We start from the raw sequence: 21,799 nt of genomic DNA, 5'->3' as shown, positions 1-21,799 counted from the left end.
CACTATTTTAGATATTCAAAGTCTTCAGAATGTCGCTCATCTTCTGCTTGGTTGCGATACGGGTAGGAACCAGAGGAAGACGGAGCTCGTTCTCGATGAAACCCATATCATTGAGGAGCGCCTTTACGCCGGCAGGGTTACCGTCAACAAAGAGCAGACTGTAGAGTTCAGTGAAAGAATGATGAATCTTACGGGCTGGCTCATATTCGCCACGGAACTCGAGACGGATCATACGGCTAAAAGCCTTAGGCAGGGCATTGCCGATAACAGAGATAACGCCGGCAGCACCACTGGCAATCATTGAGAAGGTAAGCGCATCATCGCCGCTGATAACATCAAAATTATCAGGCTTGTTCTTGATAATCTCATCTACCTGCTCCAGGCTGCCACTAGCCTCCTTCACAGCTACCACATTAGGGAAGTCACGGGCGATACGGCAGGTTGTTTCAGGCTTCATGTTGATACCGGTTCTGCCAGGAACATTGTAGAGCACGATAGGCAGCGGACTAACCTGGGCGATGGCCTTGAAGTGCTGATAGAGACCTTCCTGAGAAGGTTTGTTGTAGTAAGGACAGATACTGAGGATACCATCGATGCCACTCCAGTCGGTGTTCTTGATTTCTTCAACGACAGCAGCAGTATTATTACCGCCACAATATTTCAATATCTTGATGCGACCCTTGTTCACATCTTTCACCAATTCTGTGATTTTATCTTTCTCTTCCTGTGTAAGACATGGAGCCTCACCAGTTGTGGCAAGGATGCAAAGGAAGTCTGCACCATTGTCAATTTGAAACTCTACCAATCGCTTGAGCGACTGATAATCAACCGAGCCATCGGTGTTAAAAGGAGTAATAAGGGCAACACCTAAACCCTTGAATATATTCTGTGCCATAATCTATAATATCAAAAACGTTGGCAAAAGTACACAATTATTGTCAATTTGCAAAATAAAAATGAACTTTTCTTTCAAGATTGTACCATTTTTGAAAAAAATCTGTATTATTATACCATATTTCACGTTTTTTTAGTAACTTTGCACCCGAATTAAGCAAAGAACGTAGAACAAATCAAAGCTCAAAGTTCATAGCAAAAAACAAAAAAAATCAAAGATCATCATGAGATATTTCATATTCTTCGGTTACGACGGCACCAACTACCACGGTTGGCAGATTCAGCCCAATGCCAATTCGGTGCAGCAGGAGTTGCAGCGCGCCCTCTCCATACTTCTGAGAAAGGAAATGGAGGTGGTGGGAGCAGGAAGAACCGATACCGGCGTACATGCCCGACACATGACAGCCCACTTCGATACCGACAGGATTCCGATGGAACCCGACCAGCTGGTATACCGCCTGAACCGCATCCTGCCCCGCGACATCGCCGTATACGAAGTAAGGGAGGTAGCCCCAGAGATGCATGCCCGTTTCTCTGCCATCTCGCGCACATACCATTATTATATACATACGCAGAAAGATCCGTTTGAGCGCCATTATTCACTGCAGATAAACTATCCCCTGAATTTCGAGAAGATGAACGAGGCGGCTCAGCATTTTCTGCATCACGAAGACTATGCAGCGTTCTGCAAGGCGGGTGGCGACAACAAGACCACCATCTGCCACGTAACAGCCGCCCGATGGATACAGACCTCTCCTACCACCTGGTATTTCGAGATTACCGCCAACCGTTTCCTGAGAAACATGGTGAGAGCCGTAGTGGGAACGCTCATCGATGTAGGCAGAGAAAAGATTACGATGGAACAGTTTCTCGATATCCTGCACAACGGAAGCCGCAGCGATGCAGGCGAAAGCATGCCGGGTAACGCATTGTTCCTGGAAGAGGTAGGGTATGATTTAAAAGATTAAATGATTAGAAACACAAGGGCGCGAGCCTCATTCAACATTCAACATTTAACATTCATAAAAATGTGGTTAGTATTAGCATTTCTCTCAGCAGCGCTGCTGGGATTTTATGATGCCTTCAAGAAGAAGGCGCTTTCAGGTAACGCAGTGATTCCCGTGCTCTTTCTGAACACGCTCTTCTCATCGCTCATCTTCCTGCCGTTCATCGTGATGAGCTATACAGGAAATTCGCTGGATGGAACGATGTTTCATGTAGCAGAAGGCGGATGGGAAGTTCACAAGTACATCGTGCTCAAGAGTTTCATCGTATTGAGCAGCTGGATCTTCGGTTATTTCGGCATGAAACACCTGCCGCTCACCATCGTGGGACCTATCAACGCCACCCGACCAGTAATGACACTCGTAGGCGCCCTGCTGGTTTATGGCGAGGTTCTGAATCTGTATCAGTGGATTGGTGTCATACTTGCCATCATCTCCTTTGCCATGCTTTCGCGCAGCGGCAAGAAAGAGGGTATCGACTTCAAGCACAACAAATGGATTTACTTCATCGTGCTGGCTGCCGTGCTCGGTGCAATAAGCGGCCTCTACGACAAGTATCTGATGGCTCCACCAGAGAATGGTGGTGTAGGATTAGACAGAATGATTGTGCAGAGTTGGTACAACATCTACCAGTGTTTCCTCATGGGAGCCATGCTGCTGATGATATGGTGGCCTACCAAGAAGAATTCTACCCCATTCCACTGGCACTGGAGTATCATCTTCATCAGTATCTTCCTTTCGGCAGCCGACTTCGTTTATTTCTACGCTCTAAGTTTGCCTGGCGCCATGATCAGTATCGTGAGCATGATTCGCCGCGGTTCGGTCATCGTCAGCTTCCTCTTCGGTGCAGCCATCTTCCACGAGAAGAATCTCAAGGCGAAGTTCGTAGATCTGCTCCTGGTATTACTCGGAATGCTCTTCCTCTACTTCGGAACGAAGTAATGATTATAAAAAAGTCTTGCAAGCCAATGTGCCTGCAAGACTTTTTTATGTTTTTACCAGATATGTGCACGCTTGTTCTTAGGAACAAAGAGCTTGTCGCCCTTCTTGATGTTGAATGCCTTATACCATGAATCCACCATTGGGAGGGCACCGTTCACACGAGCCTCGTTTGGAGAGTGAACATCCACGGTCATCAGATACTGCAGGTACTCAGGACGGGCATTGCCTGCCCATACACGTGCCCATGCCAAGAAGAAGCGCTGTTCTGGAGTAAATCCATCCTTCACACCCAACTTCTCTGTCTTCATCACATTCTGAAGTGCACGGAAAGCGATGTTCAAACCACCATTGTCACCGATGTTCTCACCCAGGGTCATCTGGCCGTTTACCTTCTTGCCAGCCAACTCAATCTTGTTGAAATGGTCAACCAGGATCTTGGTGCGAGACTCGAAGTTCTTCTTGTCAGCAGCAGTCCACCAGTTGTTCTGGTTTCCGGTCTTGTCAAACTGGCTACCCTGATCGTCAAAACCATGACTCATCTCATGACCGATTACACCACCGATACCACCATAGTTCATCGCATCATCGGCTGTCGGGTCGAAGAATGGAGGCTGGAGAATAGCTGCAGGGAAGCAGATCTCGTTGGTAGTTGGGTTATAATAAGCATTGATAGTCTGAGGAGTCATTCCCCACTCAGTCTTATCTACCGGCTTGTTCACCTTGCGGGCGATGGCATCCTTGGTAAAGAACTCAGAGATATTTGCCATATTCTCGTAGAGAGAGAGGCTGTCATCTACCTGCAATCCGCTATAGTCCTTCCACTTGTCAGGATAACCTATCTTGATGATGAAGTTCTCCAGCTTATCCTTAGCCTGTGCCTTGGTAGCAGCACTCATCCAGGTAGCCTCGTCGATGCGCTGTGAAAGCGCAGTCTGGAGATTGTGAACCAAGTCGAGCATACGCTTCTTGCTGCTCTCCGGGAAGTACTTCTCTACGTAAATCTTTCCGATAGCCTCGCCCAACACACCGCTCACGGTACTTACGGCACGCTTCCAGCGAGGACGGTCCTGCTGAACACCGCTCATTACCTTGCTCAACTCAAAGGATACGGCACGGAAATCATCGCTCAATACGCTGGTTGCACCAGAAATCACCTTGATCTCTGCGTATGTCTTCAGATCATCCAGAGAGGTCTCTGCGAGAATCTTCTCAACCTCGTGGATTGGTTCAGGCTGACCCACGCAAATTTCCTTGAAAGCAGGGAAACCGGATGCCAGGAACACATTGCCCCAGTCGATGCCAGGATAATCGAGCACGAGCTGGTTGTAGGTCATCTTGTGATAGTTCTTATCGATGTCGCGGAGCTGTACCTGACTATAGCTTGCCTTAGCGATGCGGGTCTCGATAGCCATCACAGCCTCCATCTTCTTCCGGGCGGTAGCCTCGTCGTTGCCTACCATCTGAAAGAGCTTCTTCATATAAGCCTTGTATGCATCACGAATCTTCTTGGTCTGCTCGTCATCGTTTACATAGTAATCGCGTACACCAAGACCAAGACCACTCTGTCCTACCTCAACGAGGTTGTTGGCGGCATCACGAAGGTCGGCGCCCACACCGATGCCATACATCATGGTACCCTCGCCACGGAAATCGAGCTGAGCGGTAACGAGCTGATACTCTCTGCGGTCCTTGATGGCTGCAATGCGGTCGAGAGTTGGCTTGATAGGTGCCCATCCCTCCTTATTCAGGCGAACGCTGTCCATACGGAGGTTGTAGAGCGAACCGATCTTCTGTCCGAGTGACCCCTTCTGCTGTGGCTTGGAAGCATATTCAAGGATGATGTCCTGGATGCGCTTCTGGTTCTGCTCAAAGAGATCGGTGAAAGCACCATTGTCGGTATGCTCGGCATCGAGTGGATGATTCTTCATCCAGTTGCCTGCGGCATAGCGATAGAAATCATTACCCGGCTTGATGGTCAAGTCCATGTTGGTCTTGTCAATACCGGAGCCCAACTTCTCCTGCTGGGCAAAAGCAGTTGTTGCACTGAGCAACAATGCTGCAAATAATACTTTTGTTCTCATTATTGTTTGTATTTAACTGTTTCTTTTTTTATAAGGGCGAGACCTGCAAATGTCAGGGCGCCATTCAGCATCAGAAGCTCATAGCCGAACTTATAGCCCACATACTGCGAGGTAAGGGTATCGATGGCGAAGCAGATGAGCGGACTGGCGATGCAGACCCATGGCGACCAGCGGTCGTTTACCTGACGCTTGGTGAGCAGACTGAAGGCAAACAAACCCAACAGCGGACCGTAAGTATAAGAGCAGAGGATGTAGATGGCATCTATCACGCTCGTAGAATTAATCGCCTTGAAAGCAATGATGAAGAGCATGAACACCAAAGCTACCGCCAAATGCATCTGCTTGCGGAGCTTCATATCATCCTTCTTGCCCAGAATATCCACGCACAGACTCGTAGTAATCGCGGTCAATGCTGAATCGGCACTGGAGAAACTTGCCGCCACAATGCCAATGGTAAACAAGACCACCACCAGGTTTCCCATCGCCCCCGAAGCCGCAAACATCGGCAACAGATCATCAGGAGCATCAGGCAAAGCCACTCCCTGTTTCTGAGCCAGCATTACCAGCAACACCCCCAGACTCAGGAAAAGCAGATTGGCAGGCACAAAGGCAAAACCATAGCTGCAAACATCCTTCTGGGCCTCACGGAGCGACTTGCAGGTAAGATTCTTCTGCATCATGTCCTGATCAAGACCGGTCATCACAATCACAACAAAGACACCGCTGAGAAACTGTTTCCAGAAATTCTGTTTCGACATCCAGTCATCAAAGACAAAAATACGGGAATGACTGTCGTGAGCAATCGCAGTGATCGTTTCGGAAGGAGTCATGCCCAACGCCGACATCACCTGAAAGATAATGAGGACGAGCGCCGCAAACATACAGAGCGTCTGAAAGGTATCCGTCCACACCAGCGTCTTGATGCCACCCTTGCGCGTATAAAGCCAGATAAGCAGTACCATGACAGGAACCGTGACCCAGAACGGAACACCAATCCCATTGAGCACGAAACGCTGCAAGAGGATACAGACGACAAAGAAACGGACCGCCGCACCCGTCATCTTGGACAAGAGGAAGAACGAAGCTCCAGTCTTATACGAACGTTCCCCCAACCGCTGCTGCAGATAACCGTAAATCGTAGTGAGATTATACCGGTAATAGATAGGAAGCAAAAGAAAGGCAACCAGGAAATAACCCAGGATGAAACCGATGCACATCTGAAGGTAGGTCATATCCGTTCTCATCACCATGCCCGGCACACTGACGAAAGTGATGCCCGAAATAGACGCTCCCACCATACCGAAAGCAACCATATACCAAGGCGAACGGCGGTTAGCACGATAGAAAGTTTCATTACTTGCCATATTACGGGCAGTAAGATGACTGAAGAGCAGCAGCACACAGAAGTATGCCAGAACTGTGATAACGATAGCCATATTCTCTTAGATTTACATAAAAACAAAAAACCTCCGAGATCACTCTCGAAGGTTTCTGCGGTGCGTACGAGACTCGAACTCGTGACCTCCTGCGTGACAGGCAGGCATTCTAACCAACTGAACTAACGCACCATTATTATTATGGAGGAGTTGAAATGTTCAAATGAAATTAGCGGTGCGTACGAGACTCGAACTCGTGACCTCCTGCGTGACAGGCAGGCATTCTAACCAACTGAACTAACGCACCAAACTATTTTGGCAAACCTGTAAGATGATTTTGAGCGGTGCGTACGAGACTCGAACTCGTGACCTCCTGCGTGACAGGCAGGCATTCTAACCAACTGAACTAACGCACCAAACATGAAATCAAATTGAATGTCTTAGCACTCATTTTTCATTTGCGAGTGCAAAGGTACTACTTTTTTTTGGTTCTACCAAATTTTTATGCAACTTTTTTACAGAAAATATTGAAAAAACATCGCATCCTCATATCCAACTTGGCTACAAAGCCATTGTTTCAGGACATTATTCCCCTCAAATCCAACAGATTGCAGCATTTTAGCCGCTTTTTGGTTTCTGATACCTACAATAGCATAAATCTGCTGAAGATGAAGTACATTCCGAGCATATTGCAACAAGCGTGACACAGAAGCCTTCGCGTAACCCTGCCCCTGAAACTCCTTTTTGATGACAATTCCGAGTTCGGCACGGTGATGACGGGGATCAAAATCTGTAAGATCCAGGATGCCCACCTGCTCATTCTGCTCATTCTCTACTATCAGGCGCACCTGATTGTCTACATAAATATCTGCCGAAGCACTGGTTATATAGTCGAGCAGCACCCGGCGCGAATATGGAACATTGGAAACACCCAGTTCCCAAAGCCGATCATCATTCTCTATCTGGTAGAGAAAATCAAGATCTTCCAACTCTAAAGCACGTAATCGAATATTCGGTTCTTTCATAAACTACACTTATTAATAATGTACGCGCGTACCTTATAATATAGAAATAAATCTATCCTTATAAATAACCAAATTCATCCTTATCCATCACCTCCCTATCCGTAATCACCTTACCGATGACCTTCGTATAGGTAGCCAGTTTGATATTCTCGTCAGACCGCTGCGCAAGCTGATGCAGCATCTCTTCATAGCTCATCTCGTCAGCATCAAACAATACCTGGTTTGACAGGTCGACATGAGAAGGAGAAAAGAATCCCAGACTCTTTCTGATTTTCGCAGTCATCATCTGCGTAAAGGCTACAGAGGCACGGGCATAGATGGCAAATTTGACAGGAATACTCAAGAGATGCGACATACCCGAATAATGTTTACGGAAGAAGATAAGCATCGCCTCATAAAACACATGAACATAGCGGAAGCTCGACTTCTGAGTACTTTCACCTTTGTAATGCAGGATATCTACAGGCAGATAATAGTTCTGATAACCACCCTTCAAGATACGGTAAGAAAGATCAATATCCTCGCCATACATGAAGAAATCCTCATCCAGCAACCCCACCTTCAGCAAGGCTTCACGACGAATCATACAGAAAGCACCGCTCACAACCTCTATCTTTGCCGGCTTATCCCATGGAAGATAACCCATGTAATAATGACCGAAACTGCGATGCTGAGGAAAACGGCTGCACAACCCCATCATCTTATAGAAAGCCACCATCGGAGAAGGCAATCCTCTCCTACTCTCAGGAGCTGGTTTGCCATTGGCTCCCAACATCCTTACACCCAGAGCACCGGCATCAGGATGAGAATGCATAAAACTGACAGCATCCTTGAGAACATGCTCACCGATAATGGTATCCGGATTCAGCAAAAGAACCAAATCACTCTCGCTCTTGCGGATAGCAAGATTGTTGGCACGGGCAAATCCGTTATTATGCGTACAGGCTACAACATGGAGATTAGGATATCGGGAAGCCGGGAAACAATGTTCGAGATATTCCACCGTTCCATCCTGAGAATGATTATCAACCACGATAATCTCTGCCGTATCGCCACTTGCATCACCCAGCTGCCCACACTCCAACACGCCGATAGCTTTCTCTACCGAACGCAGACACTGGGCAAGATAGTACTTCACATTATAGCTTACTATGACAACACTGAGTTTCATATCGAATATCAAATATTAGATACTGAGAGTTTAACCTTCCGCCTCTGTTGTTTCTTCTTCACATCTTCCGACAGAAGGATAAACAAAGAAGAGACAGAGAAAAAGGATGATAGCCATATATCCAAAAGCAGGCGCCATCGTCTGATAATACATAAACGTATTGATCAGCATTGGCAAGCAGAGCATATTCAGACGGGCAGTGCCCAGAGGAAGAAGTGCATCTCCCTTACGGGTTACCAACTGACGGTGAATGGCCTTGAAACTGAAGAGTTTGAGCGCCAAAGGAATAACGGCAATGGTAAGAAACTCCATCGCTACGGTAATCACATAGACCAACGTGACATCACCTGCCAGATTAGTAGGTTCCAGAATTTCTGTCTCATAGAGCAAGACCAGCAGGAATCCTACCAACAGGACAAAGAGAAAATTGATCATCAATATTCGTTGTACTTGTTTGATTTTCATTTTGTTGTCTTTTGTTATTGTCCAAATGGAGTTCTGTTCAGAATACTCCGTCCGAGGGTAACCTCATCTGTATACTCCAATTCATCACCCACTGAGATACCACGGGCGATAACAGAGAGTTTAACAGGATAATCAGCAAGTTTACGGGAGATATAGAAGTTGGTAGTATCACCCTCCATCGTACTGCTGAGAGCAAAAATCACCTCCTTCACCCCACCTTCAGCCACACGCTGAACCAGCGATTCTATCTCTATATCCGAAGGACCAATACCATCCATCGGCGAAATGATGCCGCCCAAGACATGATAGAGTCCGTGAAACTGCTGCGTGTTTTCTATCGCCAGTACATCCTGCACATTCTCGACAACACAGATGGTAGAAGCATCGCGCCGGGAATCAGAACAGATCGGACAGACATCAGTATCGCTGATATTATGACAAACTCTGCAGTATTTCACTTCACGCCGCATCCTGGAAATGGTATCAGCAAAGAGTTCCACATCCTCACTCTTACGCTTGAGCATAAAAAGTACAAGGCGCAAAGCTGTTTTGCGCCCTATACCTGGCAATTTAGAAAACTCCGCCACTGCCTTTTCCAACAAAGTCGAAGAAAACTGTTGCTGCATCTTAGCAGTTTAGAGATAAATACCAATACCCAGTTTCAAACCTACGGTAGAATAATCTACATGCTTCTTGAAACTCTGATCGTAGTAGATAGCTGGCTCGAGGGTAACCGACTTGCCGAGGAAGAAAGCATAACCTACCTCTACCCCTGGCATGAAATCATTATAACCTCCTGAATGAGCCAACTTTACGCCGCCACCCAGATACAGACCATTCTGCTCGATATAATAACGTGCCTGGGCACCGACAGAGAAATAATCCTTCACGCCTTCAAGACCAGAATGATTATATTCTACCTGCCCCAACAGCATCCAGTCGTCTTCTACGAAGTATCCTGCCTTAGCCTGAATACCGAGATTGAGGTCCTGAGAGCCATTATAACTCAAGTTTAAGCCCGTCATCGACGCACCTATATACTGTTTTCCACTTTCAAACTGAGCATGGGCAGCTGTCGAAACGACAAGTGCCAATGCTGCAATAGCTATTTTTTTCATTCGTATCATATAAATTTACGTATATTGATTAATACTTATATATAAATCTATTGTTTCTTCTGATAACTGCGATACCAACCCAGGAACCATACCAAGGCAATCACCAGAATGATGACACTGCCCGTATAAGCCAAGCTCTCACCCAAAGCCAAAGCTGTTGGCGAAATGAGCAGGAAGGTTGAACATATCACGGTCATAAACAAGGCAGGAACCAGCGTCATCACAAAAGGCTTCTTCTGCTGTACCAGATAAACCGTCAATGTCCAGAGAGTGAACACAGAAAGCGTCTGGTTAGCCCAGCCGAAATACTGCCAGATGATATTGAAACCATCAGGATTCTCCATCTGCCAAACCAGAATGCCCACCGTAAGAGCAAACAACGGAGCGCAGATATAAAGACGCTTGCGCATTGAGCGCTGCTCCAAACCGATAAACTCAGCGATAATCAGACGGGCACTTCTCAAAGCCGTATCGCCACTGGTAATAGGCGCTGCAACAACACCCAGCAGAGCCAGGATTCCACCAGCCACACCCAACCAGCTGGAACATACTATCTTAACAACGGTAGGCGCATCGAAGTTCTGGATAAGCGACTTGCCGCCATCAAACTGAGCAATAAACTGCTGAGCCGCCTCAGGACTTACGCATTCACGCCATCCACCATAGTAGAAGAAATACATGGAAACCGTAGCCCATATCAAGGCAACAACACCTTCTGTAATCATGGCACCATAGAAAATAGGGCGTCCCATCTTCTCATTCTTCATGCATCGGGCCATGAGCGGACTCTGCGTAGCATGGAAACCACTGATGGCACCACAGGCTATCGTGATAAAGAGGCAAGGGAAAATCGGACTCTTCTGTACAAAAGACTCCGTTCCCAACCAAGCCGGATTCTCATTGAGATTGCAACTCTGCAAATTGCTCCAGAGTTCAGGCAATGAAGGCCACTTCACAAAGAGAACTATCATCAGAGCACCCGCCATAAAGAGAAGCGAGAAGGCAAAGAGCGGATAAATCTTTCCGATAACCTTATCGATAGGCAGTAATGTAGCAATGACGTAATAAACGAAAATCACCACAATCCAAAACATCTGGCTGCCCCAGAATGCATCCGTATTACAAATGCCACTCATGATGATAGCCGGACTGTATACAAACACAGCTCCCACCATCATCAGCAAAAGTACCGAAAAGACCAACATCACTTTCTTGGTGCGTCCACCCAAATACTTACCTACCAATTCCGGCAAACCAGCTCCACCGTTACGGATACTGAGCATACCGCTCATGTAATCATGCATGGCTCCTGCGAAGATACACCCGAAGATAATCCACAGATAAGCCACCGGTCCGTACCAGGCACCCATAATGGCACCGAAGATAGGACCCGTTCCTGCAATGTTGAGGAACTGAATCATGAAGATCTTCCAACTAGGCAGTACCATAAAGTCGACCCCATCGGCTTTGGTCACTGCAGGCGTAGGGCGGTCATCAGGACCGAACACATGCGCCACAAACTTTCCATAAAGAAGGTAACCCAATACAAGGGCAACCAAACTAATAACGAAACTGACCATTTTTCTTTTATTGCTTAAAATTTTCTCTCTTTTCGGTGCAAAATGCACTTTATTTTAATATTTCAACCGCAAAAGTAATATTTTTATTTGAAATAAAAAAAAATATTGGTATCTTTGTTGCCAAATTGTAAGATTATGAAGAGATTTAAGATATTTTTTATCGTTTTATGCTCTGTTTTGGCCGCAAAAGCCCAGAGTATCGTGTTCAATAACCAGGTGCCGAAACATGAAGTAAGAGCTGTATGGCTGACAACCATAGGAGGTATCGACTGGCCACACTCTTATGCCCAGTCTTCTTATTCTGCCGAAAAGCAGAAAAAGGAACTGACGGATATACTGGACCGGTTACAGCAAGCTAAAATCAACACTGTACTGATACAGACCCGCGTAAGAGGTACCATGATTTATCCGTCGGCATACGAACCTTGGGATGGATGTCTGTCAGGATTTCCGGGCAGAAGTCCGGGCTATGATGCCCTGCAGTTTGCCATCGACGAATGCCATAAGCGCGGTATGGAACTGCATGCCTGGGTGGTAACCATCCCTGTAGGAAAATGGAACGCACTCGGCTGCAAAACCCTCAGACAGAAGATGCCGAAACTCATCAAGAAGATTGGAGCCGACGGATACATGGATCCGGAAAACAGTCGGACTGGTGATTATCTAGCAAACATCTGCAGGGAAATTACACATAAATATAATGTAGACGGTATTCACCTCGACTACATCCGTTACCCTGAAACCTGGAACATTAAAGTGAGCCGGGAACAGGGACGCCGGTATATCACCAACATCGTAAGAAAGATTCACGATGCAGTGAAGGCTGAAAAACCTTGGGTAAAGATGAGCTGCTCACCTGTAGGAAAGTATGATGACCTGAGCAGATACCGAAGTTTTGGCTGGAATGCATACACGAAGGTCTGCCAGGATGCACAGGGCTGGCTCAAGAGCGGTCTGATGGACGAGCTCTTCCCTATGATGTATTTCAAGAACGAACACTTCTATCCGTTTGCCATCGACTGGCAGGAACAGAGCCATGGCAAGATTGTGGTTCCAGGACTGGGCATCTACTTTCTCGATCCGAAAGAAGGAAAGTGGAACATCAATGACGTGACGGCAGAAATGTACCATATCCGAAACCTCGGAATGGGATATGCATTCTTCAGAAACAAGTTCCTCCTGGACAACAAACAGGGTATCCTCGACTTTACCCAACGTTTCAATCCATACCCATCATTGGTTCCGCCGATGACTTGGGCAAGCAAGAACCAACCAGAACAGCCACAACAATTATCAGTAATCACCACCGATAACAAGGTATCAGTTTCCTGGAGCAATCCTTCAAACTATACGGATGGCACTAAAATCGCAACCCCTTATATATATAATAATGTATACGCAAGCAAGAAATATCCGGTAGACATCACCGATGCACGCAACCTGGTTGCCGCACGAATCATAGGAAATTCGTTCAAAATAGAAAATTCTGATGCAAAACATCTGTTTGTTGCCGTAACTTCAATGGACGGATATGGCATAGAAAGCCAGCCGACCCAAGAAAAAGAGGAAGAAAATCCACTTTTTGCCCAAAGCACAGGAGCTGCGAAATTACTCAAATGTGACGGAAAGAAGGTATATCTAGCAGAAACCACAAAAAATCTCGTTTTTGACGTTCTGATGGTCGAAACCCTGCAAGGATGCGATATTCTGCACCTCCATGCAAAAGATAACACGCTAGATGTTAGAAACTTAAAGGAGGGTATCTACCGCGTGGTAAGCATCAACAAGAAGGGGTATAGACATACATTAGGAACCTTCAAGATGAAGAAAAATTGATTTTTTTCGAAAAAAGTTGCGAAAAAATTTGGTGGAATCAAAAAATAGTAGTACCTTTGCACTCGCAATTCAGAAATGAGGCTTTTAAATGTTGCACCCTTAGCTCAGTTGGTAGAGCAACTGACTCTTAATCAGTGGGTCTAGGGTTCGAATCCCTAAGGGTGTACAAAAGATAAGAATTGGCTCCGTAGCTCAACTGAATAGAGCACTTGACTACGGATCAAGAGGTTCAAGGTTTGAATCCTTGCGGAGTCACTCTCCTATCAAAGCTTCACTGAAACAAACGGTTTTGGCTCCGTAGCTCAACTGAATAGAGCACTTGACTACGGATCAAGAGGTTCAAGGTTTGAATCCTTGCGGAGTCACCAACAAACAGTTGCACCCTTAGCTCAGTTGGTAGAGCAACTGACTCTTAATCAGTGGGTCTAGGGTTCGAATCCCTAAGGGTGTACAAAAAGAGCATTTCTTAACAGAAATGCTCTTTTTTGTTTTATATTTCTCCCTACCATTTAATATCACCTTTAAATATCACTTTATATCTCTTTAAATATCAATATAAAAAAAGTTGCAGCCATCCAAAGTTTACACCCAGACAACCGCAACCAATTTACCAATCAAAAATATCTAAAATCTCATCCCGTCATCATCATACAACTCTACTATCAACAGAAGAGCCAGTAAAGAACTGCCAGCACGGCTATCATAACAACAGCTACCATTGCTTTAATCATGCAGGTAGCCACCTTCTTTAAGACAAACAGTCCTACAACAAGGACTACCAATACCAGCGCATAATATCCAAAATCATTCATATCACATTATTATATAGTATAAACTACCAAATTATATAGTATAAACTACCAATCAGTATTCATCACCCTATTAACGATCATTTTTTAATGCCCTACGGAATTCAGCCGGTATCGGAGTTTCAAATTCCATAGGCTGATGCGTTACGGGATGATAGAAACACAGCACATAGGCATGCAGGCACAAGCGCTGGCATGGATCATCACCATTACCATACTTGATGTCACCACACACCGGATGCCCCATATCAGCCGTATGAACACGAATCTGATTCTTACGGCCCGTTTCGAGTTTGAACTCCACCAGAGAATGAGCCGTTGTACGCTCTAATGTATGGAAATGGGTAACAGCATACTTGCCGCCATTATCCGTATCACTGCTGTAAGTAATATAAGCCTTGTTATCTTTCAGCCAGTTGGCAACGGTACCTTCATCTTCTTCCATCTCTCCGGAAACCAGAGCCACATATCTACGGTCGTACACATTATGATGCCAATCATCCTCCAAAGCCAACTCCGTCTGCTTATCCTTGGCATAAATCATCAAGCCCGAAGTATCACGATCCAGTCGGTGGACTACATGCGCCTGACAGTTCTGGCGAGTCTTATGAAAATAATCATCAAGTACCGTTTTCACATTCAGAGCAGAATGACCGGCTGCCATACTCAATATACCGATGTTTTTCTCGACAACAATCAGATATCTGTCTTCATAAACAATCTTAAGGTATCTGCTTTTAAATACCTCATGATTCTTCTTTGTCTTGCTCACACTCACTTTCATACCCGGCTTCAGGGCATAATCAAACTGGGTAATGGTTTTGCCATTTACCTTGATTCCCCTACCCTGCAGAGTCTGCTTCACCTTAGTCTTGCTAGGTCCCTTCACATTCTCCATCAGCCATTCCAGCAACGGAGCAGGTTTTTCTACCTTGTAATGCTCATATTCATTTGGGTTTCCGTAGCCATAAGCATTATTGGTATGCTTATTAAAATTTCCTTTTCTATTTTGTTGTCTCATATTGTTATCGATATCATTTTCTTAACATGAAAAACACAGAATCAATGCTGCATTTTCTCAGTTTCAGCCTACAAAAGTAAGACTTTTCTGCAAAATAACAAAAAGCCACCATGTTTTTAACTAAAAATTAGTAACTTTTGCCAATAAATCATTGTGTTTCAAATATTTTTTTGTAATTTTGCAGCTGAATTAAAGATATAATCAGAACAAAAGATATTTAGGAACAAATAATGATTACAGTACAAAATCTTGCGATCCAATTCGGAAAGAGAGTGCTTTACAAGGATGTAAACCTCAAGTTCACTCATGGTAATATTTATGGTATCATCGGTGCTAACGGTGCCGGAAAATCTACTTTCCTCCGCGCTATCAGCGGCGACCTTGAACCAAACAAGGGTACAGTAGAAATGGGACCAGGCGAGCGACTTTCTGTCTTGGAACAGGACCACTTCAAATATGACGATTTCCGCGTGATGGATACCGTCCTGATGGGCCATCAGCCATTATGGGAAAACATGAAGGAGCGCGAGCGCCTCTATGCTAAGCCAGAGATGACAGAAGAAGATGGTAACCTCGCTGCTGAGCTGGAGCTCAAGTTTGCAGAAATGAATGGTTGGGAGGCTGAAAGCAATGCCGCACAACTTCTGCAGAACCTCGGCGTAAAGGAAGACCGCCACGACAAACTCGTTGGAGATCTCTCTAACACAGAGAAGGTGCGCGTGATGCTGGCAAAGGCACTCTTCGGCAACCCAGACAACCTCCTTCTCGATGAGCCTACCAACGACCTCGACCTCGACACTGTTGAGTGGCTGGAAGACTATCTCAGCAACATTGAACAGACCGTACTCGTAGTATCTCACGACCGTCACTTCCTCGATGCTGTAAGTACCCAGACCGTAGATATCGACTTCGGTAAGATTACGATGTTTGCAGGTAACTACTCTTTCTGGTATGAGAGTTCTCAGTTGGCTCTCCGCCAGGCTCAGAACCAGAAGATGAAGGCTGAAGAGAAGAAGAAGCAGTTGGAAGAATTCATCCGCCGATTCTCAGCTAACGTTGCCAAGAGTAAGCAGACAACATCCCGCAAGAAGATGCTGGAGAAACTGAACGTTGAAGAAATCCGTCCTTCAAGCCGTAAATACCCAGGCATCATCTTCCAGATGGACCGTGAGCCAGGTAACCAGATTCTGGAGGTAGAGGGACTGAAAGCATGCGACGAAGACGGAACAGTGCTCTTCGACAATGTAAACTTCAACATAGAAAAGGGCGAGAAGGTAGTATTCCTCTCTCACAACCCTAAGGCGATGACCGCACTCTTCGAAATCATCAACGGCAACCGAAAGGCTGACGCAGGTGACTACAAGTGGGGTGTTACTATCACAACAGCTTATCTCCCACTCGATAATACAGAATTCTTCCAGAGCGACAAGAACCTGGTAGACTGGTTGAGCCAGTATGGTCCAGGTAACGAAGTTGCCATGAAGGGCTACCTCGGAAGAATGCTCTTCAGCGGCGAAGAAGTACTGAAGAAGGTAAATGTCCTCTCCGGAGGTGAGAAGATGAGATGTATGATTGCACGCATGCAGTTGCAGAACGCCAACTGCCTGATTCTTGATACACCAACCAACCACTTGGACCTGGAGAGTATTCAGGCATTCAACAACAACCTGGTAGGTTTCAAGGGCAATATCCTCTTCTCTAGCCACGACCACGAATTCATCAACACCGTGGCAAACCGCATCATCGAGCTCACTCCATCAGGCACCATCGACAAGCTCATGTCTTATGATGAGTATATCTACGATGAAGCTATAAAGGAGCAGAAGGCTAAGATGTACGGATTCTAAACAGAAAGTTATTCTGCTGTTTTAAACAGCAACCACAAATTATCTTATAATTTAATAGTGCCAATTCGATGAGAATCGGGTTGGCACACTTTTTGTCAAACAACCAATAACAAGAATTATCATGTTTAAAAAATTTAAGACTATGTCAAAAGAAAAAGAAATCAATATAGAGGACGGAAACGTTCAGGAGACTGTTCAGAATGAAAATAATGAGCAGACAACTCAAAATGAAAATACTGAGGAAAATCAGAATACTGACAACAAGGCAGAAGAAGGTGACAACAATACAGACGCTGCTGACAAGAAGGCAGAAGAGATTGATCCTTTAACAAAAGCACAGCAAGAGGTAGAGGAACTCAAGAAACAGTTGCTCTATAAGACTGCTGAGTTTGAGAATTACCGCAAGCGTACCCTCAAAGAGAAAGCAGAACTGATTTTGAATGGCGGCGAGAAGACTGTAGCTGCTATTCTGCCTATTCTCGACGACTTTGAGCGTGCCATCGCTGACAAGAGCGAAGACCCTAAGGCTATCAAGGAAGGTGTCCAGATGATTTTCAACAAGTTCGTAAAGACACTCGAAGGTCTTGGCGTTAAGAAGATTGAAACCAACGACAAGGATTTCGATGTAGATTTCCACGAGGCTATTGCTATGGTTCCGGGAATGGGCGATGACAAGAAGGGAAAGATCATTGACTGCGTCCAGACAGGTTATACGATGAACGACAAGGTGATTCGCCATGCCAAGGTAGCTGTAGGTCAGTAAGAAAGAAATATCAAGAATTATTTTTCAAAATCCAGAACATTCCATTAGAATTCTGCAAGAAAATTCAATATTTGAAATAAGCAAATGGCTAAGAGAGACTATTATGAGGTGCTGGGCGTAGACAAGTCGGCATCAGAAGACGAAATAAAGAAGGCGTATCGAAAGATAGCCATTAAGTATCATCCAGACCGCAACCCTGGCAACAAAGAGGCGGAAGAGAAATTCAAGGAAGCTGCCGAAGCTTACGAAGTTCTCCACGATGCCCAGAAGCGCCAGCAGTATGACCAGTTTGGTTTCGACGGGCCACAAGGTGGATTCGGCGGATTCGGCGGTGGTGCCAGCATGGACATGAACGACATCTTCTCTATGTTTGGAGATATCTTTGGCGGACACGGCGGTTTCAGCGGCTTTGGTGGCGGCGGTTTCGGTGGCGGCTCACAGAAGCGGGTTTACCAGGGTGGCGACCTTCGCGTAAGAGTAAAACTGACTCTCCAAGAGGCAGCAACAGGTGTTACCAAGCGCTTCAAGATTCGCAAGGATGTAACTTGCTCTGCATGTCACGGAACAGGTTGCGAAGGTGGTGCCCAGCCAGAAACATGTCCGGAATGTCATGGAAGCGGCTATGTCTTAAAAACGGTGCGCAGCATGTTCGGCATGATGCAAACTCAGGCTGCATGTACAAAGTGTGGCGGTGAGGGAACTATCATCAAAAACAAATGTAAGGAATGCGGTGGCGACGGAATCGTGAAGGGCGAGGAACTCGTAGAAATCAATATCCCTGCAGGTGTCGACAACGATATGGTTGTTACCGTTGAAGGAAAGGGTAACCAAGGCAAGCACAATGGTCTCTACGGAAACCTACAGGTAATGGTAAGCGTAGAAAAGAACGATGATTTCGAGCGTGTTGGTCAGGACTTATACCATAATCTTGTTCTTGACTTTGCAACTGCCACTTTGGGTGGCGAGGTAGAAGTCCCTACCTTGGATGGTAAGACGAAGATCAAAATAGAACCAGGCACACAACCAGGCAAACAGATTCGTTTGCGTGGCAAAGGTATGCCGGCTATTAAGGGATATGGTTATGGCCGTGGTGATATTATCGTCAATATTACCGTTTTCATCCCTACATCTCTGACCAAAGAAGAAAAGGATCTTGTTGTGAAATTCAAGGAATGCGATAATTTCAAAGCAGATAATGCAGAGAAGAAATCTCTCTTTGAAAGTTTCAAGAATCTCTTTAAAAAATAAACTGTAAAGAGCAATCCCCGAAGAGGGCGAACTATCTTCGAAAGAACGGTTCGCTCTTTTCGGGGATTATCTATATATATAATAAGGTATAACATGAATTATCAAGAAACTGTTGAATATCTTTTCACCAGCACGCCGGTTTTTGAAAAGATTGGAGCCAAGGCATACAAACCTGGGCTTGATACGATGTATAAAATGGATGAACACTTCGGACATCCTCATAACCAATATAAATGTATCCATATTGCAGGAACCAACGGAAAAGGTTCATCATCCCATACACTTGCTGCAATCCTGCAGAGCCAGGGCTATAAGGTCGGTCTGTTCACATCTCCACATCTTGTAGATTTCAGAGAACGCATTCGCGTAAATGGTGAGATGGTAAGCGAAGAGTATGTAATCGACTTTGTAGAAAACAACCGGAAATTCTTCGAACCGCTACATCCTTCGTTCTTTGAACTGACCACCATGATGGCATTTCAGTATTTTGCAGAACAAAAGGTAGACTTTGCCGTCATCGAAGTTGGATTGGGAGGAAGACTGGATAGTACCAACATCATCACTCCTATCCTATCCGTTATCACGAATATCAGTTTTGACCACACCCAATTCCTCGGGAATACACTCGGCGAGATTGCAGGCGAAAAGGCGGGTATCATCAAGCCACAGATTCCTGTCGTTATTGGCGAATGGAACGAAGAGACCCAACCTGTGTTCATCAAGAAAGCCCATGAGCAGAATTCTCCTATCCATTTTGCACATGCAACTGACGCAGACATGAACTTCGAACTGAAAGGCAACTATCAGAAAAAGAACTTCTGCACCATATCCGCAGCCGTAGAATGCCTGAAGGAAGAAGGAATAGAAATCAAAGATGAAAGCATAAAAAACGGCTTCGAACATGTATGCGAGCTGACAGGCTTACGTGGCAGATGGGAAAAACTCAACGAGCACCCTCTCACCATCTGTGATACGGGACATAACCTTGCCGGATGGGAGTATCTGGAACCTCAGATTGCATCCGTCAAAGCCGATACGAAACATATTGTCTTCGGAATGGTTGACGACAAAGATGTAGAGCATGTAATGGGACTATTAGAAAAGTTGCCAAAAGAAAGCACGATTTTCTATTGGACACAGCCATCAACCAAAAGAGCGATTCCTGTAGACAAATTATACGGATACGCACAAAAGCACGGCTTAAACGGAACATGCTATCAAACTATCGCACAGGCATTTAACAAAGCAAAAGCAAACGCAAAAAAAGATGATTTTATCTTTATTGGCGGATCTAGTTACGTCGTTGCCGATTTGCTATCAGAATCGTTTTAGGATTTTTTAAATCAAAAAGTTCATAAAATATTTGTAATACTCATTTTTTTTTAGTTACTTTGCAGTACATTACTTAAACCAAAGTAAGGTAACTAAAAAAAGTGAGATATTATGAATACAGAACCAGCAAATAAGTGTGGTTTGAAAAGAGAAGATTTTCAGACCACAGTGAATGGCAAGAAGACTGATCTCTTCGTGTTAAGAAACAAGCAAGGCAACGAAGTTGCAGTGACTAACTATGGTGGAGCAGTCGTAGCCATCATGATGCCAGACAAGGATGGCAACTATGCCAACCTCATCCAAGGCCATGACAACATACAGGACGTCATCAACTCGCCAGAGCCATTCTTGAGTGTGCTCATCGGTCGTTATGGCAACCGTATTAAAGAAGGCAAGTTCATACTTCACGGCAAGGAGTATCAATTAGCATGCAACGATGGTCCCAACCACCTGCATGGTGGACCTACAGGTTTCCACACCAAAGTTTGGGATGCAACCCGCATGAGTGATAGCGCTGTCGTATTGAAATACACGAGCCCTTATGGTGAAGAAGGCTTCACTGGTGAGTTGACAGTTTGGGTAGCTTACACATTGACCGACGACAATGAGTTCGTTATCAAGTATCAGGCTACAACCAACAAGACAACCATCTGCAACCTGACACATCACGCTTTCTTCTCAATCCAGGGTATTGCTAATCCTACCCCAACAGTTGACAATATCATCTGTGAGGTGAACGCAAACTACTATCTCCCTATCGATAAGTATTCTATCCCTACAGGTGAGATTTTGAAGGTTGAGGGCACACCATTCGATTTCCGTACACCAAAGCCAATTGGTCAGGACATCAATGCAGACAACGAGCAGATCAAGAATGGTCAGGGCTATGACCACAACTATGTATTGAACAAGACAGAAGAAGGTGAGTTGAGTTTCGCTGCCCGTATAAAAGACCCTGTAAGCTGCCGTACCATGGAGGTTTATACCACAGAACCAGGTTTGCAGATGTACACAGGTAATTTCCTTGCAGGTATCTCAGGACAGTTTGGTGCAACATTCCCACGTCGCAGTGCAGTCTGCTTCGAGGCACAGAAGTTCCCAGACACTCCAAATCACACCTATTTCCCAAGTTGCAGATTAAATCCGGGTGAAACATACATCCAGAAGACAATCTATAAGTTTGGAATTGACAAATAAATCAGAATAAATCATGGAGCAGGTACTCTAAACAGCACTTGCTCCATTTTCGCGCTTGAATGACAAAACCCATCCAGCGCGACAACAATC

General features: G+C 45.4%; 19 protein-coding genes and 7 tRNA genes. 12 read left to right on the top strand and 14 right to left on the bottom strand.

Translation table 11 applies throughout. The annotated features are described in order from the left end of the window. Positions 1 to 7 precede the first annotated feature (7 nt). Complete coding sequence (gene dapA, locus KUA48_RS00685; RefSeq protein WP_117693154.1) at positions 8 to 895, bottom strand: 4-hydroxy-tetrahydrodipicolinate synthase; 888 nt, start codon at positions 893 to 895, stop codon at positions 8 to 10. A 223-nt stretch (positions 896 to 1,118) separates the two neighbouring features. On the opposite strand from dapA, the gene truA reads away from it, so the two are divergent. Both truA and KUA48_RS00675 read left to right on the top strand, forming a co-directional pair. Further along, positions 1,119 to 1,862 carry a tRNA pseudouridine(38-40) synthase TruA gene (truA, locus tag KUA48_RS00680; RefSeq protein ID WP_153086899.1) on the top strand — a complete coding sequence of 248 codons (744 nt, stop codon included), beginning with the start codon at positions 1,119 to 1,121 and terminating at the stop codon, positions 1,860 to 1,862. A gap of 60 nt (positions 1,863 to 1,922) precedes the next feature. Next, a complete protein-coding gene (locus tag KUA48_RS00675) occupies positions 1,923 to 2,840 on the top strand; it encodes a DMT family transporter (protein WP_117586885.1) in 918 nt (305 codons plus the stop codon). A gap of 53 nt (positions 2,841 to 2,893) precedes the next feature. On the opposite strand, the gene KUA48_RS00670 is transcribed toward KUA48_RS00675, so the two are convergent. The 11 genes from KUA48_RS00670 to KUA48_RS00620 form a co-directional block, all read right to left on the bottom strand. Beyond that, on the bottom strand, positions 2,894 to 4,921 hold the full coding sequence (locus tag KUA48_RS00670) for a M13 family metallopeptidase (RefSeq protein ID WP_118254917.1): 2,028 nt from the start codon (positions 4,919 to 4,921) through the stop codon (positions 2,894 to 2,896). Continuing rightward, the gene (locus tag KUA48_RS00665; protein ID WP_153086903.1) at positions 4,921 to 6,357 is read right to left on the bottom strand and encodes a sodium:solute symporter; all 1,437 of its coding nucleotides are present in this window, start codon (positions 6,355 to 6,357) and stop codon (positions 4,921 to 4,923) included. The genes KUA48_RS00670 and KUA48_RS00665 overlap by 1 nt, the downstream gene beginning before the upstream one ends. A 58-nt stretch (positions 6,358 to 6,415) precedes the next feature. Beyond that, positions 6,416 to 6,489, bottom strand: a tRNA-Asp gene (locus KUA48_RS00660). Between the two features lie 41 nt (positions 6,490 to 6,530). Beyond that, positions 6,531 to 6,604 (bottom strand) — tRNA-Asp (locus KUA48_RS00655). 35 nt (positions 6,605 to 6,639) lie between these two features. Then, a tRNA-Asp gene (locus KUA48_RS00650) sits at positions 6,640 to 6,713 on the bottom strand. A 99-nt stretch (positions 6,714 to 6,812) separates the two neighbouring features. Further along, positions 6,813 to 7,322 (bottom strand): GNAT family N-acetyltransferase, encoded by a 510-nt coding sequence (locus KUA48_RS00645; protein ID WP_118254915.1) that lies wholly within the window; start codon positions 7,320 to 7,322, stop codon positions 6,813 to 6,815. Between the two features lie 58 nt (positions 7,323 to 7,380). Continuing rightward, positions 7,381 to 8,493 carry a glycosyltransferase family 2 protein gene (locus KUA48_RS00640; protein ID WP_118254914.1) on the bottom strand — a complete coding sequence of 371 codons (1,113 nt, stop codon included), beginning with the start codon at positions 8,491 to 8,493 and terminating at the stop codon, positions 7,381 to 7,383. Between the two features lie 30 nt (positions 8,494 to 8,523). Further along, a complete protein-coding gene (locus tag KUA48_RS00635) occupies positions 8,524 to 8,958 on the bottom strand; it encodes a hypothetical protein (protein ID WP_218433087.1) in 435 nt (144 codons plus the stop codon). A gap of 14 nt (positions 8,959 to 8,972) precedes the next feature. Continuing rightward, on the bottom strand, positions 8,973 to 9,584 hold the full coding sequence (gene recR / locus KUA48_RS00630; protein WP_006846762.1) for a recombination mediator RecR: 612 nt from the start codon (positions 9,582 to 9,584) through the stop codon (positions 8,973 to 8,975). A gap of 9 nt (positions 9,585 to 9,593) precedes the next feature. Further along, positions 9,594 to 10,085 (bottom strand): outer membrane beta-barrel protein, encoded by a 492-nt coding sequence (locus KUA48_RS00625; protein ID WP_117726908.1) that lies wholly within the window; start codon positions 10,083 to 10,085, stop codon positions 9,594 to 9,596. Positions 10,086 to 10,123: 38 nt separating this feature from the next. Beyond that, a complete protein-coding gene (locus KUA48_RS00620; protein WP_118254911.1) occupies positions 10,124 to 11,656 on the bottom strand; it encodes a carbon starvation protein A in 1,533 nt (510 codons plus the stop codon). A gap of 135 nt (positions 11,657 to 11,791) precedes the next feature. Here KUA48_RS00620 and KUA48_RS00615 point away from each other — a divergent pair, with 135 nt between their 5' ends. The 5 genes from KUA48_RS00615 (at position 11,792) to KUA48_RS00595 (ending at position 13,943) form a co-directional block, all read left to right on the top strand. Further along, the gene (locus KUA48_RS00615; RefSeq protein ID WP_118254926.1) at positions 11,792 to 13,492 is read left to right on the top strand and encodes a glycoside hydrolase family 10 protein; all 1,701 of its coding nucleotides are present in this window, start codon (positions 11,792 to 11,794) and stop codon (positions 13,490 to 13,492) included. Positions 13,493 to 13,585: 93 nt separating this feature from the next. Next, positions 13,586 to 13,658 (top strand) — tRNA-Lys (locus KUA48_RS00610). Between the two features lie 15 nt (positions 13,659 to 13,673). Continuing rightward, positions 13,674 to 13,747 (top strand) — tRNA-Arg (locus tag KUA48_RS00605). 36 nt (positions 13,748 to 13,783) lie between these two features. Further along, positions 13,784 to 13,860: transfer RNA gene (locus tag KUA48_RS00600), tRNA-Arg, on the top strand. Positions 13,861 to 13,870: 10 nt separating this feature from the next. Further along, positions 13,871 to 13,943, top strand: a tRNA-Lys gene (locus KUA48_RS00595). Between the two features lie 211 nt (positions 13,944 to 14,154). On the opposite strand, the gene KUA48_RS00590 is transcribed toward KUA48_RS00595, so the two are convergent. Both KUA48_RS00590 and KUA48_RS00585 read right to left on the bottom strand, forming a co-directional pair. After that, positions 14,155 to 14,304 carry a hypothetical protein gene (locus tag KUA48_RS00590; RefSeq protein ID WP_022120708.1) on the bottom strand — a complete coding sequence of 50 codons (150 nt, stop codon included), beginning with the start codon at positions 14,302 to 14,304 and terminating at the stop codon, positions 14,155 to 14,157. 70 nt (positions 14,305 to 14,374) lie between these two features. Then, on the bottom strand, positions 14,375 to 15,322 hold the full coding sequence (locus KUA48_RS00585) for an RluA family pseudouridine synthase (protein WP_218433089.1): 948 nt from the start codon (positions 15,320 to 15,322) through the stop codon (positions 14,375 to 14,377). Between the two features lie 230 nt (positions 15,323 to 15,552). On the opposite strand from KUA48_RS00585, the gene KUA48_RS00580 reads away from it, so the two are divergent. The 5 genes from KUA48_RS00580 to KUA48_RS00560 all read left to right on the top strand — a co-directional run bounded on the left by KUA48_RS00580 (position 15,553) and on the right by KUA48_RS00560 (position 21,709). Beyond that, on the top strand, positions 15,553 to 17,169 hold the full coding sequence (locus KUA48_RS00580) for an ABC-F family ATP-binding cassette domain-containing protein (protein ID WP_118151544.1): 1,617 nt from the start codon (positions 15,553 to 15,555) through the stop codon (positions 17,167 to 17,169). A gap of 142 nt (positions 17,170 to 17,311) precedes the next feature. After that, positions 17,312 to 17,932, top strand: coding sequence for a nucleotide exchange factor GrpE (locus KUA48_RS00575; protein WP_022122109.1), 621 nt, complete (start codon positions 17,312 to 17,314; stop codon positions 17,930 to 17,932). A gap of 84 nt (positions 17,933 to 18,016) precedes the next feature. Continuing rightward, a complete protein-coding gene (dnaJ, locus tag KUA48_RS00570; RefSeq protein WP_118065568.1) occupies positions 18,017 to 19,180 on the top strand; it encodes a molecular chaperone DnaJ in 1,164 nt (387 codons plus the stop codon). 93 nt (positions 19,181 to 19,273) lie between these two features. Further along, positions 19,274 to 20,512: a folylpolyglutamate synthase/dihydrofolate synthase family protein gene (locus KUA48_RS00565; protein WP_153073424.1), complete on the top strand. Its 1,239-nt coding sequence runs from the start codon at positions 19,274 to 19,276 to the stop codon at positions 20,510 to 20,512. Positions 20,513 to 20,623: 111 nt separating this feature from the next. Next, positions 20,624 to 21,709 carry an aldose epimerase family protein gene (locus KUA48_RS00560; protein ID WP_153073425.1) on the top strand — a complete coding sequence of 362 codons (1,086 nt, stop codon included), beginning with the start codon at positions 20,624 to 20,626 and terminating at the stop codon, positions 21,707 to 21,709. The last annotated feature ends 90 nt before the right edge of the window (positions 21,710 to 21,799 follow it).

Origin of the sequence: Segatella copri (assembly GCF_019249795.2) — a bacterium.
Taxonomy (GTDB): Bacteria; Bacteroidota; Bacteroidia; order Bacteroidales; family Bacteroidaceae; genus Prevotella; species Prevotella copri_B.
This window is presented reverse-complemented; position numbering and strand designations above follow the sequence as displayed.

Bases quoted from the DNA above. Each gene is read 5' to 3' on its own strand.
- dapA (WP_117693154.1), bottom strand. From the start codon at position 895: ATGGCACAGAATATATTCAAGGGTTTAGGTGTTGCCCTTATTACTCCT.
- truA (WP_153086899.1), top strand. From the start codon at position 1,119: ATGAGATATTTCATATTCTTCGGTTACGACGGCACCAACTACCACGGT.
- KUA48_RS00675 (WP_117586885.1), top strand. From the start codon at position 1,923: ATGTGGTTAGTATTAGCATTTCTCTCAGCAGCGCTGCTGGGATTTTAT.
- KUA48_RS00670 (WP_118254917.1), bottom strand. From the start codon at position 4,921: ATGAGAACAAAAGTATTATTTGCAGCATTGTTGCTCAGTGCAACAACT.
- KUA48_RS00665 (WP_153086903.1), bottom strand. From the start codon at position 6,357: ATGGCTATCGTTATCACAGTTCTGGCATACTTCTGTGTGCTGCTGCTC.
- KUA48_RS00645 (WP_118254915.1), bottom strand. From the start codon at position 7,322: ATGAAAGAACCGAATATTCGATTACGTGCTTTAGAGTTGGAAGATCTT.
- KUA48_RS00640 (WP_118254914.1), bottom strand. From the start codon at position 8,493: ATGAAACTCAGTGTTGTCATAGTAAGCTATAATGTGAAGTACTATCTT.
- KUA48_RS00635 (WP_218433087.1), bottom strand. From the start codon at position 8,958: ATGAAAATCAAACAAGTACAACGAATATTGATGATCAATTTTCTCTTT.
- recR (WP_006846762.1), bottom strand. From the start codon at position 9,584: ATGCAGCAACAGTTTTCTTCGACTTTGTTGGAAAAGGCAGTGGCGGAG.
- KUA48_RS00625 (WP_117726908.1), bottom strand. From the start codon at position 10,085: ATGATACGAATGAAAAAAATAGCTATTGCAGCATTGGCACTTGTCGTT.
- KUA48_RS00620 (WP_118254911.1), bottom strand. From the start codon at position 11,656: ATGGTCAGTTTCGTTATTAGTTTGGTTGCCCTTGTATTGGGTTACCTT.
- KUA48_RS00615 (WP_118254926.1), top strand. From the start codon at position 11,792: ATGAAGAGATTTAAGATATTTTTTATCGTTTTATGCTCTGTTTTGGCC.
- KUA48_RS00590 (WP_022120708.1), bottom strand. From the start codon at position 14,304: ATGAATGATTTTGGATATTATGCGCTGGTATTGGTAGTCCTTGTTGTA.
- KUA48_RS00585 (WP_218433089.1), bottom strand. From the start codon at position 15,322: ATGAGACAACAAAATAGAAAAGGAAATTTTAATAAGCATACCAATAAT.
- KUA48_RS00580 (WP_118151544.1), top strand. From the start codon at position 15,553: ATGATTACAGTACAAAATCTTGCGATCCAATTCGGAAAGAGAGTGCTT.
- KUA48_RS00575 (WP_022122109.1), top strand. From the start codon at position 17,312: ATGTCAAAAGAAAAAGAAATCAATATAGAGGACGGAAACGTTCAGGAG.
- dnaJ (WP_118065568.1), top strand. From the start codon at position 18,017: ATGGCTAAGAGAGACTATTATGAGGTGCTGGGCGTAGACAAGTCGGCA.
- KUA48_RS00565 (WP_153073424.1), top strand. From the start codon at position 19,274: ATGAATTATCAAGAAACTGTTGAATATCTTTTCACCAGCACGCCGGTT.
- KUA48_RS00560 (WP_153073425.1), top strand. From the start codon at position 20,624: ATGAATACAGAACCAGCAAATAAGTGTGGTTTGAAAAGAGAAGATTTT.